The 17,043-nt window shown below is 61.3% G+C and carries 14 protein-coding genes; 5 read left to right on the top strand and 9 right to left on the bottom strand.

Annotated elements, in window-relative coordinates; genetic code table 11:
* Window positions 1-62 precede the first annotated feature (62 nt).
* The 4 genes from rocD to CS903_RS07195 form a co-directional block, all read right to left on the bottom strand.
* A complete protein-coding gene (rocD, locus tag CS903_RS07210) occupies window positions 63-1,310 on the bottom strand; it encodes an ornithine--oxo-acid transaminase (RefSeq protein ID WP_099332871.1) in 1,248 nt (415 codons plus the stop codon).
* Window positions 1,311-1,411: 101 nt separating this feature from the next.
* Window positions 1,412-1,804 carry a phage holin family protein gene (locus CS903_RS07205; RefSeq protein ID WP_099332870.1) on the bottom strand — a complete coding sequence of 131 codons (393 nt, stop codon included), beginning with the start codon at window positions 1,802-1,804 and terminating at the stop codon, window positions 1,412-1,414.
* A 46-nt stretch (window positions 1,805-1,850) separates the two neighbouring features.
* Window positions 1,851-3,467 carry a hypothetical protein gene (locus tag CS903_RS07200; protein WP_099332869.1) on the bottom strand — a complete coding sequence of 539 codons (1,617 nt, stop codon included), beginning with the start codon at window positions 3,465-3,467 and terminating at the stop codon, window positions 1,851-1,853.
* Window positions 3,461-3,730 (bottom strand): hypothetical protein, encoded by a 270-nt coding sequence (locus CS903_RS07195; RefSeq protein WP_099332868.1) that lies wholly within the window; start codon window positions 3,728-3,730, stop codon window positions 3,461-3,463. The genes CS903_RS07200 and CS903_RS07195 overlap by 7 nt, the downstream gene beginning before the upstream one ends.
* Window positions 3,731-3,905: 175 nt before the next feature.
* Here CS903_RS07195 and purB point away from each other — a divergent pair, with 175 nt between their 5' ends.
* Window positions 3,906-5,390 (top strand): adenylosuccinate lyase, encoded by a 1,485-nt coding sequence (gene purB, locus CS903_RS07190; protein ID WP_099332867.1) that lies wholly within the window; start codon window positions 3,906-3,908, stop codon window positions 5,388-5,390.
* A 12-nt stretch (window positions 5,391-5,402) separates the two neighbouring features.
* Here purB and CS903_RS07185 read toward each other — a convergent pair whose 3' ends face one another.
* A complete protein-coding gene (locus tag CS903_RS07185; RefSeq protein ID WP_099332866.1) occupies window positions 5,403-5,996 on the bottom strand; it encodes a hypothetical protein in 594 nt (197 codons plus the stop codon).
* Entirely contained in the window at window positions 5,968-7,452 is a 1,485-nt protein-coding gene (locus CS903_RS07180) for a PGAP1-like alpha/beta domain-containing protein (RefSeq protein WP_129587622.1), read from the bottom strand. The genes CS903_RS07185 and CS903_RS07180 overlap by 29 nt, the downstream gene beginning before the upstream one ends.
* Window positions 7,453-7,602: 150 nt before the next feature.
* Between CS903_RS07180 and CS903_RS07175 the strand changes: the two genes are divergently transcribed.
* Window positions 7,603-7,845, top strand: a complete 243-nt coding sequence (locus tag CS903_RS07175; RefSeq protein ID WP_099332908.1) for a heavy-metal-associated domain-containing protein — start codon at window positions 7,603-7,605, stop codon at window positions 7,843-7,845.
* Window positions 7,846-7,890: 45 nt separating this feature from the next.
* Window positions 7,891-10,401, top strand: a complete 2,511-nt coding sequence (locus tag CS903_RS07170; RefSeq protein WP_370737657.1) for a heavy metal translocating P-type ATPase — start codon at window positions 7,891-7,893, stop codon at window positions 10,399-10,401.
* Here CS903_RS07170 and CS903_RS07165 read toward each other — a convergent pair.
* Window positions 10,398-11,258, bottom strand: a complete 861-nt coding sequence (locus tag CS903_RS07165; RefSeq protein ID WP_099332864.1) for a glycosyltransferase family 2 protein — start codon at window positions 11,256-11,258, stop codon at window positions 10,398-10,400. The two genes, CS903_RS07170 and CS903_RS07165, sit on opposite strands and share 4 nt — an antisense overlap.
* 86 nt (window positions 11,259-11,344) lie before the next feature.
* Window positions 11,345-12,253, bottom strand: a complete 909-nt coding sequence (locus tag CS903_RS07160; RefSeq protein WP_099332863.1) for a DUF5926 family protein — start codon at window positions 12,251-12,253, stop codon at window positions 11,345-11,347.
* A 107-nt stretch (window positions 12,254-12,360) separates the two neighbouring features.
* Between CS903_RS07160 and pgm the strand changes: the two genes are divergently transcribed.
* Both pgm and CS903_RS07150 read left to right on the top strand, forming a co-directional pair.
* Entirely contained in the window at window positions 12,361-14,034 is a 1,674-nt protein-coding gene (gene pgm, locus CS903_RS07155) for a phosphoglucomutase (alpha-D-glucose-1,6-bisphosphate-dependent) (protein WP_099332862.1), read from the top strand.
* A gap of 159 nt (window positions 14,035-14,193) precedes the next feature.
* Window positions 14,194-15,447, top strand: a complete 1,254-nt coding sequence (locus CS903_RS07150) for an MFS transporter (protein WP_099332861.1) — start codon at window positions 14,194-14,196, stop codon at window positions 15,445-15,447.
* A gap of 60 nt (window positions 15,448-15,507) precedes the next feature.
* Here CS903_RS07150 and mgtE read toward each other — a convergent pair whose 3' ends face one another.
* Entirely contained in the window at window positions 15,508-16,902 is a 1,395-nt protein-coding gene (gene mgtE / locus CS903_RS07145) for a magnesium transporter (RefSeq protein WP_099332860.1), read from the bottom strand.
* Window positions 16,903-17,043 lie beyond the last annotated feature (141 nt).

Raw genomic sequence — 17,043 nt, 5'->3', positions numbered from 1 at the left:
CTCCCTCTGTCCCTTCGTGAACCATCGCGGTCACGACCTAGTCCATCATCCCAGACCCACGACTAACCGGCCCGCAGCTGCTCCAGGGTCTTGCTCAGCGCGATACACAGGAAGTCTATGTCGCCTTCCGTCGCACAGAGGGGTGGGCTAATCCTGACCACGGAACCATGCGCATCTTTGATGAGGACGCGGTTGCTCATCATCTGCTCACAGACCTGTCTGCCGGTGACGAGGTCGGGGTTGAAGTCGACACCGACCCACAGGCCGATCTGACGGAACCCCAGAAGAAGATCCGGGAACTGCTTCTGCAGTTCAACCAGGTGATCCCGCAACTGCCGGCCACGTTCAGCCGCGTTCTGCTGGTACTCGCCCGTCCTGATCATGGAGATGACCTCGAGGCCGATGGCAGCCGCAAGCGGGTTGCCACCGAAGGTCGACCCGTGGGTCCCAGCGGTAAACACCTCCAGGACCTCTCGTTTGCCGGCGACAGCTGAGACCGGGTACACCCCACCACCCAGCGCCTTGCCGAGGGTGTAAAGATCCGGCTGTACCCCAACCAACTCGCAGGCGAAGGTGGCTCCGGTGCGACCGAACCCAGACTGGATCTCATCAACAATGAGCAGAACATTGTTGTCATCGCAGATCTGACGCAGTTCTGGAAGGAAGCTGGCGGGTGGAATCACCACTCCGGCCTCTCCCTGGATCGGTTCGGTTAGGACTGCAACCGTATTCTTCGTGATGGCACGGCGCACGGCCTCAGCATCCCCGAATGGGACCGAGACGAAGCCGGGAGTGTAGGGGCCGAAGTCATCGCGGGCGTCGGGGTCTGAAGAGAATGACACGATCGTTGAGGTACGACCGTGGAAGTTGTCGTCCATGACGATGATCTCCGCGCGATCCCGCTCGACACCCTTGACGAGGTACCCCCACTTACGCGCCGCCTTGATCGTGGTTTCCACCGCCTCGGCGCCGGTGTTCATCGGAAGGACCATGTCCATTCCAGTCAGTTCGGCAAGGGCTGCGCAGAAGGGCCCCAGGTTGGCGCTGTGGAAGGCGCGGGCGATGAGGCCCAACTGCATGGCCTGGTCGGTCATGGCCCGAATGATCTGCAGGTTGGAGTGACCAAAGTTCACGGCTGAGTAGCCCGATAGCGCGTCGAGGAATTCACGGCCATCCACATCGGTGACCCATGCCCCCTCACCCTTTTCGAGTACGACGGGTAGTGGATGGTAGTTCCCAACGACTACACCCGCTTCGGCCTCAATCGCGCGCCTTGTCGCGTTGCCCGGCTGATAGGTAGTCCTGCCCATAATCTTCGCCTCCCCATTGAGTCTTACGCAGGGATTATCTGCGTCCCCGATTCTTCACCTCTTTCAAGAAACTACCGCAGTACGGGGGTGGAGGCGCAGGTTTACTGGCTTCGGTTCGGGAACACTACCCCGACGATGCCCGCGACGATCCAAGAAATGATGGCGGTGACAGTTCCGCCGAAGATTGCCCCGAACCAGCCGTCAACGATCAGGGGGACATTGACGAGGCCGGAGAGCCAACCCACCAGGAAGAACATCAGGCCATTGATTACCAGACTGAACAGTCCCAGGGTGAGGATGTACAGCGGTATGGAAACGAACTTGACAATGGGCCGAACCAGCTGGTTCGCCAGGGTCAGGATCAGCGCGATCACAAACAGGTAGGCAACTGTGTAGCGCCAGTCCTCATTCTGCCGGAAACTAACAGCCGGAATGATTGAAGCCGCCACCCAGATGCCGACCATGTTGCCGAGAGTCTTGATCAAAAATCGCATGGGGACAGTCTGCCACGCATCAAGAAACCGCAGTTCAAGGGATGTATCACCGGACGCGAGTGGTCTGGAAGTAGAGGGTCTCTGTTCTGGTTTCCACCTCGAAGCCAAGGGCAGATCTTCGCTGTTCCTCCCAGGCACCCACCGGGTCCACCATGGGGTTCACCCCGACCTCGCGCCCCATCTGAGCTGCGGCAGCCACGTAGGTGCCGAGGTCGTGGGAGTGCTTACCCTCCGGGAGTGCAAGGGAGGAGGAGTCGAAGAGAACCGTTGTTGTCGAAGGCGCCCGGTCAGCTGCCATGCCGTCCAACGCCGGCACAAGGTCATGGATGCTCTCCAGATTAAGGACGGCCGCATCAACCCCTCCCCCGAGGCGTGCAGTTGGAGCCCCAGCAGTCAGGACCGAGACGATATTGAACTGCTGCTTGAGTTGCGGGTCACCTGCAATCTTGAGGGCGATAGCCCCGCCCTGGGAGTGACCCACAAGTTCGACAGGGTCCCCCGGCTCGATTCCAGATGCCCTCATCGCCTCTTCTACCGCCCGCTGTTGATCACTCTGCTTCCCCGCGACCGCTGAGAAGTTGGACTGCATGTCCTGGGGGTTGAGGGAACCCGGAAGCCACTCCTGAGTTCCTCGAATCACCACCGACCACGACCTTGCGCTACTTGCAGAAGAGTGGCGCAGAACCTGCACCTCACCCACCGAGGGAGACGAACCACTACCGGCGACCCGGGCCAGCAATGCCGCTGCCGTCAGCGGGACCACCGTATCGATAGCCTGGGCCCTTGACGGGGCCATCCGTTCCAGGGGTAAACCAGAGGCGTCCAAACCCACCCCGGCCAGTAACTCCCGGACATCTTCACGCACCGGCTCCACTTGCTCGAGCCTGCTGTGTGCCTGGCGAAGCCCACGGTCACCAACCTGTTGAAAGGAATCACTTGAGAAACTGGCAACCGGGCTTGATTCCCCCTGCTCCCCCACCCAGGTGTAGTTCCGGGGGCCGGACTTGAGGAGAATGCCCCGGCTGGGAGAGGAGGCGAAATCACCCAGACTGCGCCACCAGGTTGCAACTGCAACCACGGCCGACAGGAACCGCTCCGATCCGCCCGCAAGCGACTGCAGGTGACCTTGAAGCAGCACCCCGGCTCCGGCCTCACCCCGACTGCCACCTCCGTGGGCCGTGAAGTCTCCTATCATTCCGGGCAGTGCTCCAACCAGTTGGGCACCGGCCTGCAGGCGGCCGCCAACTCCCTCTCCGGTTGTGAAAGAGCAACCCAAACCTTCCAGAAGAGAACAGGCCCGGGCGTACCCCGCCACCCCCTCCTCTGCGGCGGCATAGATGAGTGCCGCCTGGGCCACCCAGTCGGAGAAGGCACCGGTGCGACTACTAAAGTCCTGCAGGTCCTCATGCACCTGGCTGAGTCGAGACTGCACCAGGGCGGTGCGCTCAGCGATCTCTGCTGCCAGAGGGGAGTCCAGGGTCGTCACCACCTCCGAGAGCCACCCTGTGCTCAGGCCTGGTCCCCAGGAAAGTTCGTAGAGGTGAGCGGAAGCCGATCGACCCGCTGACAGCGCATCCGACACCTGCCCGGCAGCTGCCATCAGCTCACTTGTGTCCACACTGGTCACCACCTCGGTGACCCAGAGCCATGGTGTCGTCACCATCCCCCTCCTGTTGTAACAGAGCAGGCAGCTTGGGAAAGAAGTGTGCTCCTCAGCAACGCAATCTCTTCAATCTCAAGGCGCAGCACATGAAGCTGCCTGTAGAGGTCTGAGCCGAGAGTTGCCAGTTCCACCCGCATCTGGTCCGCGGCCTCGGCCGCACTACCTTTCCATCCCGGGCAGTGCGCGTGGGCAAGCGCGGTTACCGCGTAGTCAAGAACCCCCTGTGCCGAGGCCACGCGTTCGGCGTCTTCATATCCAAACATTCGACGACGCTACTGCGCCACACCCAAATCCCTCGCGGACCGAAGCGCAGTCTGTGGATCGTCGCGGCAACCGCGCCCTGGGAACGGCCGGGGTGATGGCTGCCGTTCACTCCTGGTGGCGGCGCGCCTATCCTTAGGGGTACCTCATTCCGAGCCGAGCAGTATTGGAAGTTCCATGTCCAACGCATCTTCACCCACGCCCCACAACGATTCGGCAGTAGCCGATCGCGGCTGGGCTCTTTCTCCACTGGATAGCCGCTACCGGGCTCAGACCTACCAGCTCACCGAGTACCTCTCTGAAGATGCGATCAACCGCCTCCGTCTCCACATCGAAGTTGAGTGGCTGGTGTTCATCTCCGAACATGCTCTGGTTCCTGGACTACCCGCCCTCTCGGAGGACGAGGTCGCCTACCTGCGAGACCTTCCAGCCGACTACAACGAGGAACGACGGGCCCGTCTGGGTGAGTTTGAGGCCGAAACCCGCCACGACGTCAAAGCCGTCGAGTACCTGGTTCGCGAACACATCGCCGGCTACGGTGACAGCACCTCTGACGGGGGTGGCTCAAGCGCGCTGAACCGCTACCAAGAGGCCGTTCACCTGCTCTGCACTTCCGAGGACATCAACAACCTGGCAGTCGCCCTCGGCACCCGAGGTGCCATCGAAGAGGTTTGGCTTCCCAGCGCCCGCTCCCTCGTCGCCACCATCTCAGCCATGGCGAGGGCGCTTGCGGAAGTTCCCATGCTGGCCCGCACCCACGGCCAGTCCGCAACCCCCACCACCGTCGGTAAGGAACTGGCCGTATTCGGCTGGCGTCTTTCCCATGCCATCAGGCGCATCGAGGGAGCCGAGTACCTGGGAAAGTTCAACGGCGCCACGGGTACCTACTCGGCCCACACCGTGGTTCTGCCGGGTCTTGACTGGTTTGAGATCAGCCGACTCTTCGTGGAGGGTCTGGGTCTGACCTGGAACCCGATCACCACCCAGATTGAGTCCCACGACTGGCAGGGCTACCTCTACTCAGACCTCGCAGCATTCAACCGTATCGCCCACAACCTGGCGACAGACATGTGGACCTACATTTCCCTGGGCTACTTCCGCCAGGAACTGGCTGCGCAGGGATCCACTGGCTCATCCACGATGCCCCACAAGATCAACCCGATCCGCTTTGAGAACGCCGAGTCAAACCTTGAGCTCTCAAATGCCCTGCTCAACACATTTGCCGAGGTTCTCTCCACCTCAAGGATGCAGCGCGACCTCTCCGACTCTTCCACTCAGCGCAACATCGGGGTTGGGCTGGGCTACAGTCTGGTTGCTTTCGACAACCTGGTGCGTGGTCTCAAGGGTCTGACTGCGAACGCTGAACTTCTTGAAGATGAGCTGACAGAACACTGGGAAGTAATCTCCGAAGCCATCCAGCAGGCTCTGCGGATCGCAGAGCTTGGCGCCGACGAGGACGCACACGCAGCGGCGTATGCCCCGGGGGAGGGACCCTACGAACTGCTCAAGGCTGCTACCCGCGGGCGCACAGTTACACGTGAGGCAATGGCCGAGGTCATCCAGGGAGCAGATCTGCCCGAAGATTTGCGGACCAGGCTACTCACACTGTCACCCCGCAGCTACACCGGCCTCGCCCCCCAGATCGTCAGCTTTCTGGACTAAGAGGTCGGGCGACTACGGGCGCCAGTCAGGATCTGAATCCGGGGCACCAAGGCGTTCGTAGAGGTCGCTGACCCGCGCGATCTCGTCCTCAAACCCCAGATCCGTCATGTCGGCAACCAGGTACTGCTCCCCACCCTCATCAGCCGGTGTGACGACGAGGACGCGCCCCCGCACACCCACGGGCGCCACCTCTGGGTTATCCCAGGCGACGGTGGCCGCGCGGTCGAGGAGGTCGGTGAAGATTCTCTTCAGGGTCTGGCGCTCTTCCGTTGAGTACTGGTCCATCTCGCTATGACTTAGTGTCGCCACCAGATCAATCGTTATGAGAAGCGGTTTACCAAAGCCCTCTTGGACATCAACCCGCACCTCAAGCTCTTCAGGATCCGGCAGCAACCGCACCGCTGGCGCAGCTAGGACCGTGTCCGTCACCAGCTTGAGAATGCGTTCGTTCCGGCCTGGGACCGGCTGGTGCTTCATATTGCCGAAAAGGTTCTTGACGGTGTTACGGACAGCCTTGAGCGCCGTATGGGGGACGAGGCCACGCAGGTCCAACGAAGTGGGATGCACCTTGAACTTCTCAATCCAGAGCCTTGGATCCGATTCCATGTCCCCCCTCCTTTTCAATTCCTACTGCGGCCAGGTGACTGGCTAGCTCTCCGATGCGGTCAACGACGGGAACCGCCACCGCCTCATTAATCTCAACTTCACCGTCGTATCGAACCGGCTGCCAGTCCTCGGGAAGCTTGACGTCAAAAATGTCGGCCCAGGGCTGCAGGTCCTCGGGGTCACGGACTTCCTGCCACACGTAGGAGTGGAACACCCTGGTCGGTTCCCCAACCTTTGGAAGGTAGTCCTGAAGCGCCTTGAGTGCCTCCGCCTCCCGACCCCAGGGAGCCACTGCGCTCTGCCGCTCCGCCCTGCGCAGCGTCTCCGTGTATGTCGATGAGGCGTGTGCATAGAAGAGGGGATTCCATCGCGGAGGGTTGAGTTTGCGCTGAATTGTCACCCGCTGATCGGGGTTACGACGCGGAGTTCCGTCGAGGGAGGGCACGATGTCCTGGTCATGTTCCACCGCGACAGCCACGACATCCTCGCGAAGGCGCAGGCGCCGAGTTGGGGAACCGAGGGTGAGAATGCGATCCACGTTGATTCCCACCTGCTTGGGATCCGCTGATGCCAGTGCCGCCGCAATCATGCCCCCCTGCGAGTGTCCGCAGATGAACACGTGCTCGTTGACAATCTCTTCGGGCTTCACCCCGTCCTCGAGCATGGCTGATCGAATCACCTCGATGGCACCACGGCGCATCGCATTGGGCATGTTCAGCTCTTCACGCAGATTGGCCTCAAGGTCCGCGGGGTTCGGCTGGGTCTCAAACTCAGAGTGATCCGTCCCGGGAAGGGAGACCAGCCACCGCCGCGCCTCTCCCTCTCCAACTCGAGTTACCTTGATGGACTGTCCGTAGGCGCTGGCCCAGTACAGATCATCAATGTCGGCAGCCATGTCACGAAGGGAGAGCGGGGCTTCAAACCTGCGCACCCGGGGCCTCGAATGCCCCTCGTCAAACTGCGGGTCCCTCTCAGGATCAGCGCTATCCCACCACAGCCGGCTAACGACCCGACCACCGCGGAAGTAGCCAAGCGCCTTCCCTGCCGACAGCCCAGTCACCATCAGGGCGTCATAGCCGGTCTGGGGAAGGACCTTCAGATTGCGAGTCGCCCTGCCGGATTTGTCCAGGCCCAGCTTCAGTTGAGTGCGCAGGATTCGGGCCGCACCGTAGGCAACCTCTCTTCCCATCTTGCTCATCATTCTGACAGTCAGGGTGTCGAGGCCGGGGTTCGCGAAGTAGATGTGCTGCATCCTCATCAGAGTCTCTTCACCAGCACGGCGCGCCTGCTCAGCCCGCGAGGCCCTCACCCTCTCATCCCCTGTGGGAATCAGTGATGCCCGTGCGTGCGCGGCAATGCTTCGAGAGAGTGGCCCTGCCAGTTCGCGCAGGTGAACCCACAGTTCCCGACCGGTTGCAGTCTGGGGTACGCGCCGCAGCGGATAGTAGTGCTCCACCTTCACCTCCCTGTACCTGGTTCATAGTATCCAGTACCCCCGACGTTTCCCGTCTCGTTCACCTTGGGCTTGCACCTCTAGAGGACTTCCGTGGACCCCGCTATCGTTGCAATTGGCACTAACTCGCCCACCTCATCGAAAGGTATTCCCATGGCGTCAATCGATCGCACCACTGAGATGTACGTAGATGGTCTGACCTGCGGACACTGTGTCGCAAGCGTCACCGAGGAGCTCTCAGATATCCCCGGAGTGAAGAACGTTGAAGTTATCCTCAACCCCGGCGCCACCTCCCGCGTCACCACCGTGTCCGATGTCGTTCTCGACGACGAAGCCCTCCGTGACGCCATTGCCGAGGCCGGTTTCGAACTTAAGGAGATCAAGCGGGACTTCTAACCGCCCTCCCCTATCACCGCACCAAACTATTGAAAGGGACATCTCTTGTCCACCACCACGCGTGAGGTAGCAAACACCGCTGGTCTCGACTCCTCCTACGACTCAACCCCCCGGGTCGGCGAGGATACGCTCGATCGTGCCAGAGTCCTGCGTCTCCGTTTTCTGGTGTCCCTCCCACTCGGCGTCATCATCATGGTGCTGTCAATGGTGCCCGCACTGCAGTTTCCGGGTTGGCAGTGGCTGGTTGCGGTCCTGACGCTGCCGGTGGTGACCTGGTGTGCCTGGCCTTTCCACAAGGCGGCTTTCGCTGCGATCCGTCACGGTACGACCACCATGGACACCCTGGTCAGTCTGGGAATCATCGCTTCGGCCGGGTGGAGCTACTGGGCTCTGTTCTTCGGGGGTGCCGGGCAAATCGGCATGAAGATGAACATGACTCTGCTGCCCCGCATGGATCACGGTCACGGCGGTGTGGCAGAGCTCTACTTTGAAGCCGCCGCCATGATCGTCACCTTCCTGCTTGTGGGCCGCTGGGCTGAGGCACGCACCCGCTATCGCGCGGGTGACGCCCTGCGAAAGCTCCTCGACCTCGGAGCTAAGGAAGCCACCCTGGTGACCTGGGATGGGGACGGAAACACGGTGGAGCAGGTCGTTCCCGCCCGGTCCCTGACGGTCGGGGACCACTTTCTGGTGCGTCCGGGCGAGAAGGTTGCAACCGACGGCGTGATCACCGAGGGCGCCTCCGCAATCGATACCTCCCTACTGACGGGCGAGTCCCTGCCCCAGGACGTCGTTGCCGGTGACGACCTGACCGGCGGAACAATCAACACCTGGGGCTCCCTGGTGGTTCGGGCCACCCGGGTTGGTGAAGAAACCACGCTGGCCCAGATCGGACGCATGGTTGCGGACGCGCAGGCCACCAAGGCGCCGGTTCAGCGTCTTGCCGACCGGGTCTCCGCGGTCTTCGTTCCCATCATCATCGGCATAGCGCTCATCACCCTGGTCGTGTGGCTGCTGCTGGGAAATCCCCTCCAGGCCGCCTTCACCGCAGCCGTCGCGGTTTTGGTTGTGGCCTGCCCCTGCGCACTTGGACTGGCCACGCCCACCGCACTTCTGGTGGGGTCCGGTCGAGCATCACAGCTGGGCATTCTGATTCGCAACGCCGAGGTTCTAGAGCAGACCAGAACCATCACCACCGCGGTCCTCGACAAGACGGGAACCGTTACCTCCGGAGTCCTCAGCGTCGACCACATTCTGCTGGCCTCTGATGATGCGGCACAGGACGTTGACGCCGGTGAGCTCATTCCCGCCAGCCCCGAAGCCGACCTTCTGGCCCTGGCCGGGGCGGTCGAATCGGGTTCTGAACACCCGCTGGCCAAGGCTATTCACCGCACTGCCAAGGAACATGACCTCCCCCTTCCGGGGATCAACGGTTTCGTGAATCACGCTGGCAAGGGTGTTTCAGCCGCCCTCAACTCTGAGGACTCCCCGGTGGTGCTCGTCGGTGGTTCCCGCTGGCTCAGCCTGCACGGGGTGACTCTGCCCCCCTCCCTGGCTGCCGCCCAGACGGAGTATGAGGCGTCCGGTGCGACCGTGGTTGCCGTCGTCACCGCTCCCTCACGTAACTTTGGGGAGGCAGATCCGGTCGACCGGAAGGCAATCGCAGACCTTCTGACCGAGGCCGAAGAGATCACCCACCTGGCTCGCATCACCATGGACGTTACCGGCATGACCTGCGCCTCCTGCGTGGGGCGGGTAGAGCGGAAGCTGAAGAAGCTGCCTGGCGTGTCAGCTGAGGTCAACCTGGCCACCGAAACCGCCACGATTACGCTCGATCAGGAGTACACGGATAAGCAGCTCGAGGACGTCGTTGTCGGCGCGGGATACGGCGGATCCGTTCGTCGCCGTGATGCCCTCGATCATCCGCCGACCCCCGCCGCGGAGCAACAAATCGGTGAGCGTATCCTTCCCGAACAGATCGAAGGGGCGGCAGTACTGGGTTTGATTGTTCTGCGGGACACCATCAAGCCGGATTCCGCCCAGGCCATTGCAGAGTTGAAGAAGCTAGGGATCTCCTCCCTCCTCCTTTCCGGCGACAACACGGCGGCGGCACAGTTCGTTGCCAGGCAGGTTGGAATCACCGAGGTTCGTGCCGAGGTGCTGCCCTCTCAGAAGCGTGATGAGGTCGAAAAGCTGCAGGCCAGCGGAAAGACCGTCGTCATGATCGGGGACGGTGTCAACGATGCGGCAGCAATGGCTCAGGCCTCCAAGCAGGGCCTGGGAATGGCGATGGGTTCCGGGACGGATGTGGCGATGGCAGTCGCTGACATCACCCTGGTCAACTCGGACCTGCGTTCTGCGCCCCGGGCCATCCGTATTTCCCGACGCACGCTGCGCATCATCAAGGGCAACCTGTTCTGGGCTTTCTTCTACAACGTGCTTGCGGTCCCGCTTGCCGTCCTCGGCCTGCTGAACCCCATGATTGCGGCAGCAGCCATGGCGTTCTCATCGGTCTTCGTGGTCGTCAACTCACTGCGGCTTCGAAGCGCTGGCTAGTCGACCTCGACCTCATCGGTTGTGCCGCTGACGGTCACTTTTCGCGCGGCACTTCCGCGGGGACCAGCCTGGTAGGGAACACCCACCTCCTGGCTGGTCTTCTCCGTGCGGTAGAGGCGCGGAACCCTGCGGGAAATGATGCGCTTGGTGCGCACCGTCCAGAAGATATCTCGCGGACCGGGAACGGAGTGCTTGTCGCGTCGCCCCACACTGCGGGCCGGAAGATCAAAGGCGCAGGGAATCTCTACCACCGAGAAACCCAGCGAAATCAGGTCGACGGTCATAGCAACATCAACCCCGAGCCCATTCGAGAACGGCATGATCGCGTTCACGGCCTCACGGGTCATGCACCTGTCAGATGACAGAGGATCGGAGGGGTTCCACCCGGTAGCGGCACGAATGGCCTTGTAGGCCGATTTACCCGAGGCCCGGTGCTTGCCGTTTCGCCTGGCATTAGGAACAACACCGATGGCACAGTCAGCCAGGCCCGCTTGGACGGCATCAACGAGCGCGCTGGCTTCGAGGGCACTGTCGCCCAGCGTGGGTTCCAAGAAGAGAAGGTGACGGGGAGGCCAGTCGACCCGATCCCGCATCGCGACAACCTTCACCCCGGTCTCAAGGGCAGATGCCCTTCCCCGAGGAACAGAATGCCGCACGACAACAGCACCTGCACCACGCGCAGCGTTTGCCGTGTCGTCCTCGGATCCGTCATCAACCACAACGATGAGGTCGACATCTGGAATCGCGTAACAGGCCCGCACTGTGGAGGCAATTGTGTTCCGGTCGTCGTGAGCAGCAATAACTACTGCCACCCTCTGGGGGCTTGCCGGACCTGTGGAATCGCTCACGCGTCCCATTCTAGACCGCTTTTCGAGTTGTTTCCGCAGACGATCAAAGACCCCGGCACCAGATACGGTACCGGGGTCTTGTGGGATATAGGAAACTAGCGGATTGTCACCTGGCGGGAGACGAGGCCGGCCCGGGCACGGCGCTCATCATCATTCAGCGGGGTGTCCAGAGCCAGGGCTGCATCAAGGGACTTACGCAGCTCGTGGGCCGGCTTTTCGAGGTCGGCGGCTGTCAGTTCACTGTCGACCTGGAACACCGGGATGGCAATGCCGCAGGCACGGAACGCTCCGACAAACTTGGAGCCTTCGCCAAGCTTGGCGGTTCCGGATGCCTGGAGGCGGGCCAGCGCGGTAAACAGCGGCGCCTCATCGATCTCTGTGACGTAGCGGACGAAGTTGTTGTTCATCGCACACCAGTACATGCCCTCGGTACCTGGAACGGCCTCGGTTGGAACCATGTCCTCGCGGTTCTGCTGCAGGGCATCAAGGGTGTCTTCAGAGAGTTCCTCATCGACTCCAAACCAGAAGCCAAAGTCCTCGGTGATCTCCATCTTTGCAGCCGCATCAGCCTGCTGTGCCCCCTCTGCGAGGAAGCTGGAGTCAAGAATCTCCTGGAGCCTCGGGGCCTCGTCCCTAACGTCGAAACGAACCACACCGGTTTCACCCGAGGCCTTCATGACAAGGGCGGAACCGAGCGCGCCGCCCAGGTCGTGGGAGAGATCTGAGGAGTTGAATCGGGTCTGCAACCCCACAAGGATGCGTCCGTCCTCACGAATCATCGCGGGTGCCCCATCCGGAACCAGTGTGACAAAGTCGAACTCAACCCCGCCGGTCTCCTTGCTGGACTTGGCGGTCAGCGTTGCACACGGAATCAGTTCGCGCATGGCAACTAGTTCCCGCTCAATGGTCAGTCCTTCAAACGGACGGTCCACAAAGGGGATGGGGGCACGGTAGGTGCCCTTCTTGGAAGGATCAATCTTTTTGCGTCTGCTTGCTTTACCCATGGCAGACAGAGTAGCGGCAACTACCGGGAAGATGCCTAATATTAGGGTTGACGAACTTTCCGGGCTCTGTCCGGAGCCATGCTCAATAACATAAGGAAGTGTTACCCATGCATGAGCGCGCTGGCACAGTTGCTCTGCCCGAAGACCTCATTGATGTTGATGGCCTACTCGGCGCCTTCTACGATGTGGTTCCCGACCATACTGACCCATTGCAACGTGTTTCCTTCGGAACCTCAGGTCACCGCGGAACCTCAACCAACGGCACATTTAACGAGGCGCATATTGTCTCTATCACCGCGGCGATTGTGGAGTACCGCGCAGAACAGGGAACCGACGGCCCCCTCTTTGTCGGAGCTGACCCGCACGCCCTTTCTGAACCCGCGTGGCGCAGCGCCCTTGAAGTCCTCTCGGCTGCGGGCGTGACAACCTATATCGACGCCCGTCGCTCCTGGACCCCGACCCCCGCCGTCTCGCTAGCGATCCTCGAGGCCAACGGTGCCCCTCACGAGCTGCGCCAGGAAGGTCCGGGCCTGGCTGACGGCATTGTCATTACCCCCTCCCACAACCCTCCGGCTGACGGCGGGTTCAAGTACAACCCCCCGACCGGGGGACCCGCCGACTCCGACGCCACCGGATGGATTGCAAACCGCGCCAACGAACTTCTCGAGGGCGGTTGGCGGGACGTCCCCCGGATCTTCTCTCAGGAGCCGTCCTCGATGCCGAACATCGAGTTCTACGACTACCTAGGTCGGTACGTCGACGCCCTCGACACCATCATTGACTTTGAGGCGATCCGCGAAGCCGGAGTCCGAATCGGTTCCGATCCCCTTGGCGGTGCCGCCGTTGACTACTGGGGTGCGATCGGTGAGCGCTATGGACTCGACCTCACCGTCGTCAACGAGACGGTCGATCCCCGCTGGCCTTTCATGACGCTGGACTGGGACGGCAAGATCCGCATGGACTGCTCCTCCCCCCACGCGATGGCCTCCCTACTCGACAAGATGGTTCCTGATGAGGACGGCGTCTACCCCTACGACATCGCCACCGGCAATGACGCTGACTCTGACCGCCACGGCATCGTCACCTCCGACGGTCTCATGAACCCCAACCACTTCCTCGCGGTCGCCATTCAGTACCTCTACACGCACCGCGAGAACTGGCCTACTGAGGCGCGTATCGGTAAAACACTTGTTTCCTCCTCTCTGATCGACCGGGTTGCGGCATCGATTGGCCGTGAGGTGATGGAGGTTCCGGTCGGGTTCAAGTACTTCGTCGCCGGTCTTCTTGACGCCTCCCTCGGCTTCGGTGGGGAAGAGTCCGCGGGAGCATCCTTCCTCCGCAAGGACGGCACGGTGTGGACAACGGACAAAGACGGGCTGGTCATGGGGCTTCTAGCCGCTGAGATCATGGCCGTGACCGGGAAGACACCCTCACAGATTCACGGGGAGCAGGTCGCAGAGTTTGGTCAGTCCTGGTACGCCCGCATTGACCAGGTGGCAACCAAGGCTGAGAAGGCCAAGCTGGCCAAGCTCTCCCCCGAGGACGTCACGGCCGACACACTGGCCGGTGAACCCATCACCGCCAAACTGGTGCGAGCCCCGGGCGACAACCAACCAATCGGTGGCCTAAAGGTGACGACTGAAAACAGCTGGTTTGCAGCACGGCCCTCCGGAACCGAGGACGTCTACAAAATCTACGCGGAGTCCTTCATCAGCGCAGAGCACCTCGTGGAGGTCCAGGAGGCCGCCAAGGTGGTCGTGGCCGCCGCCCTCGCAGAGTAGGCTGCTCCAAGCAGACTCAAAGGAAACCCCTCGGACTAAGTGCCTAGTCCGAGGGGTTTCCACGCCAACTGCGCCACACCACACACCGAGATGACAGCTTCCCTGTGACTTCACAGACAGCCGCTAGAGGGGGTCTATTTTGGTCCCTAGACTTCTCTAATGCTCAATCGTTATAAAGAAGTCCTCTCCCTGCCCGGAGCAATGCGATTCGCCATCGCCGGCGTGATCGCGAGAGCACCGATGTCAATGGTGGGCATCTCCATCATTCTTGGTGTGCGGGCCCTTTATGACAGCTATAGCCTGGCCGGACTGATCAGTGCCGTGCAGGTTATCGCCTACGCCATCTGCGCTCCGATTCTCTCGCGCCTGGTTGACCGTCACGGGCAAATGCAGATCATGTTGCCGTCGATCATGATTTCCGCGGTATCCCTCGTCGCCCTGATTTTCGCCATCGTCAACCTGGCTTCTCCAACCGTTCTGGTCATCCTGGCGGCGCTCATGGGAGCCACGGGTGGTTCACTGGGCGCCCTGGTTCGAGCCCGCTGGGCCATGGTTTGCAAGTCACCGGCCCAACTGCAGGTGGCCTACGCGATGGAGGCCGCCTTCGATGAGCTGGTCTTCGTCCTCGGCCCCGTCATTGCCACCCTTCTGGCCGCCTCGGTTCACCCGCTGGCGGGCCTGTGGGTCTCCGTGGTCTTCATGGTTGTTGGTGCGTTCCTCTTCCTGCTGCAGCGTTCCACCCAGCCCCCGGTGATGATTCCCGAACCCGGCGTGAAGCGCAGCTCGGTGATGCGCAACGGAGCCATGCTGACTCTGTTTGCCACCTACATCTTCAACGGCGCTGTTTTTGGCTCAATCGACCTTTCAGTCGTCGCGTTCTCCGATGAAGTGAACATGTCGTTTATGGCCGGAATCATCCTGGCCTCCATGTCGCTGGGTTCCCTCATTTCAGCGGTTATTTACGGAGGTCGCGTCTGGGACGCCCCGCTGTGGAAGATGTTCTTCTTCGGCGTCCTCGCCATCGCTGTCGGAGTCAGCACATTCCTCTTCGCGGGGAACATCGCGATCCTGGCAGTCCTGATGTTCATCGCGGGCGCCGCAATCGCCCCAACGATGACCAATGTCAACACCATCGTGCAGCGCATCAGCCCTCCCGATCGCCTCACTGAAGGTCTGACCTGGATGTCGACCGGCATGACGCTTGGTGTCTCACTTGGTTCGGCAATCGCGGGTCCCGCCATCGACCAGGTTGGTCACAGAGGTGGATTCGCCTTCACGGTTCTCTTTGCCTGGTTGATGGTTGTGGCGGCACTGGTCGGGCTGCGGAAACTCAAGCGACACCTCGAATCGACCCACATCACTCTTCCGGAGTTCACGGAAGAGAACGAGGAGCAGGACTTCGAGTCCAAGTAACTCACCACGATAACGAAAAGCCACCGCCCCACGATGGGAACGGTGGCTTTTCGCTCGTGTCTAGAGGCCCGGAATGATTGCCCTCGCCACCATGAAGTAGATCAGCAGACCCGTACCATCGACAATCGTCGAGATCATGGGGGCCGAAACCACGGCCGGATCCAGCTTCATACGCTTCAAAATCAGGGGCAGGATTGACGCCACCAACGACGACCACATCACGATTGCCGCCAGGGAAATGATGACGGTAATCGTTATGGGCCAACCAACCCCCAGTGTCCAGGCTCGAACCAGGCCCGCGACCGCCATGGTCAAAGCGACCAGGAGGCCGGTGCGGAACTCTTTCCAGAGGACGGCTCCGACATCGCTCAACCGCAGGCCGTCCGCGGCAATGGCACGAATCAGCGTCGTTGTGATCTGCGTTCCCACGTTGCCGCCGGTGCCAATCAGAAGCGGAATGAAGAATGCCAGAGCCGTTGCGGAAGCTAGAACGTCCTCGAACGACTGCATGACATTCGAGGTGTACATCGAAGCCAGGAAGAGGACGAGAAGCCAGACGATGCGCTTGCTCCACAGCAGGAGCGGAGTGGCCTGGTAGTAGGGGATCTCGAGTGGGGCCGATCCACCCATCATCTCGACGTCTTCCGTGGTCTCCTCACGGAGGATCTCATCGACTGAGTCCATGGTGATGACACCTAGGATGTACTTGCCATCCATAACTGGCACGACTTCGGAGTCTCGGGCCCGAACCCTGTGAATGACCCGCTCCTGGTCGGCAAGTGGCTTTACCGACCACTGCTGCAGGCGATCCGCGGGAACCATGTGGTCACGAACCAGGTCGGCGCGCCGTGCCAGGACCATGGCGTCGTGAGAGAGCCAGCCCAGGCCAACATCACCCTGCGGGGTGCGTTCGGTAACGAAGACGCCCTCTTCAAGCAGCTGCGGGTTGCGTCGTGCGGCAGCCACGGCGTCAGCCATTGTGGAATCGATCCCGACCTGGAGGAGGGTGGGCCGCATTCGGGAGGCAGCCGAGTCGTCCGGCCAGGCCAGAAGCCCACGCACCAGGGCTGAACGAGAGAACTCCATGGCCCGAAGGACGCTCTGTCGGTCTCCGTCATCCATGAACTCGATGACCTGTGCGGCCTCATCAACGTCAAGGGTGTCGAGAAGTCCCGCGGCTACCGGAAGGGGAAGCTTTTTCAGAAATGTGTAGGACTGGTAGGCATCGATCGACTCGAGTAACTCCCGCGCTGAGGCCGGAGTGAGTAGCTCTGTCAGGCGCTCTGCCTGCTCATCGGTCAGGTCATCGACCTGGTTGCCCATGAGGTCGTGATCGACATCTGCGAGCCAGAGGGAGAGTGCCCGGGGGGTTCCCAGGGAAACCACATCGACGAGGGTCTCGGGGATGGTGGGCCGAGGTTCAGGAGCGTGACTCGCGAACTTGTTTCTTTTCATCTGGAGCCTTGGATTGAGGTTGGCTTTCTGACGCTTCGTTCTCGCGTCCGGTCCCCGGCTCACAACCACTCAACCTGTGTTGCGTGGTGCGGCGGCTACTCTAAGTAGCGCTGAGAGGGAGGCGGACACGAGTTAATACTT

The sequence above is a fragment of the Actinomyces minihominis genome (assembly GCF_900187855.1).
GTDB classification, from domain to species: Bacteria; Actinomycetota; Actinomycetes; order Actinomycetales; family Actinomycetaceae; genus Scrofimicrobium; species Scrofimicrobium minihominis.
This window is presented reverse-complemented; position numbering and strand designations above follow the sequence as displayed.

What these genes read in the sequence shown, in the direction of transcription:
- CS903_RS07175 (WP_099332908.1), top strand. Translation starts at nt 7,603, where the DNA reads ATGGCGTCAATCGATCGCACCACTGAGATGTACGTAGATGGTCTGACC.
- CS903_RS07195 (WP_099332868.1), bottom strand. Translation starts at nt 3,730, where the DNA reads ATGTTTGGATATGAAGACGCCGAACGCGTGGCCTCGGCACAGGGGGTT.
- pgm (WP_099332862.1), top strand. Translation starts at nt 12,361, where the DNA reads ATGCATGAGCGCGCTGGCACAGTTGCTCTGCCCGAAGACCTCATTGAT.
- CS903_RS07165 (WP_099332864.1), bottom strand. Translation starts at nt 11,258, where the DNA reads ATGGGACGCGTGAGCGATTCCACAGGTCCGGCAAGCCCCCAGAGGGTG.
- CS903_RS07185 (WP_099332866.1), bottom strand. Translation starts at nt 5,996, where the DNA reads ATGGAATCGGATCCAAGGCTCTGGATTGAGAAGTTCAAGGTGCATCCC.
- purB (WP_099332867.1), top strand. Translation starts at nt 3,906, where the DNA reads ATGTCCAACGCATCTTCACCCACGCCCCACAACGATTCGGCAGTAGCC.
- CS903_RS07160 (WP_099332863.1), bottom strand. Translation starts at nt 12,253, where the DNA reads ATGGGTAAAGCAAGCAGACGCAAAAAGATTGATCCTTCCAAGAAGGGC.
- CS903_RS07200 (WP_099332869.1), bottom strand. Translation starts at nt 3,467, where the DNA reads ATGGTGACGACACCATGGCTCTGGGTCACCGAGGTGGTGACCAGTGTG.
- rocD (WP_099332871.1), bottom strand. Translation starts at nt 1,310, where the DNA reads ATGGGCAGGACTACCTATCAGCCGGGCAACGCGACAAGGCGCGCGATT.
- CS903_RS07150 (WP_099332861.1), top strand. Translation starts at nt 14,194, where the DNA reads ATGCTCAATCGTTATAAAGAAGTCCTCTCCCTGCCCGGAGCAATGCGA.
- CS903_RS07205 (WP_099332870.1), bottom strand. Translation starts at nt 1,804, where the DNA reads ATGCGATTTTTGATCAAGACTCTCGGCAACATGGTCGGCATCTGGGTG.
- mgtE (WP_099332860.1), bottom strand. Translation starts at nt 16,902, where the DNA reads ATGAAAAGAAACAAGTTCGCGAGTCACGCTCCTGAACCTCGGCCCACC.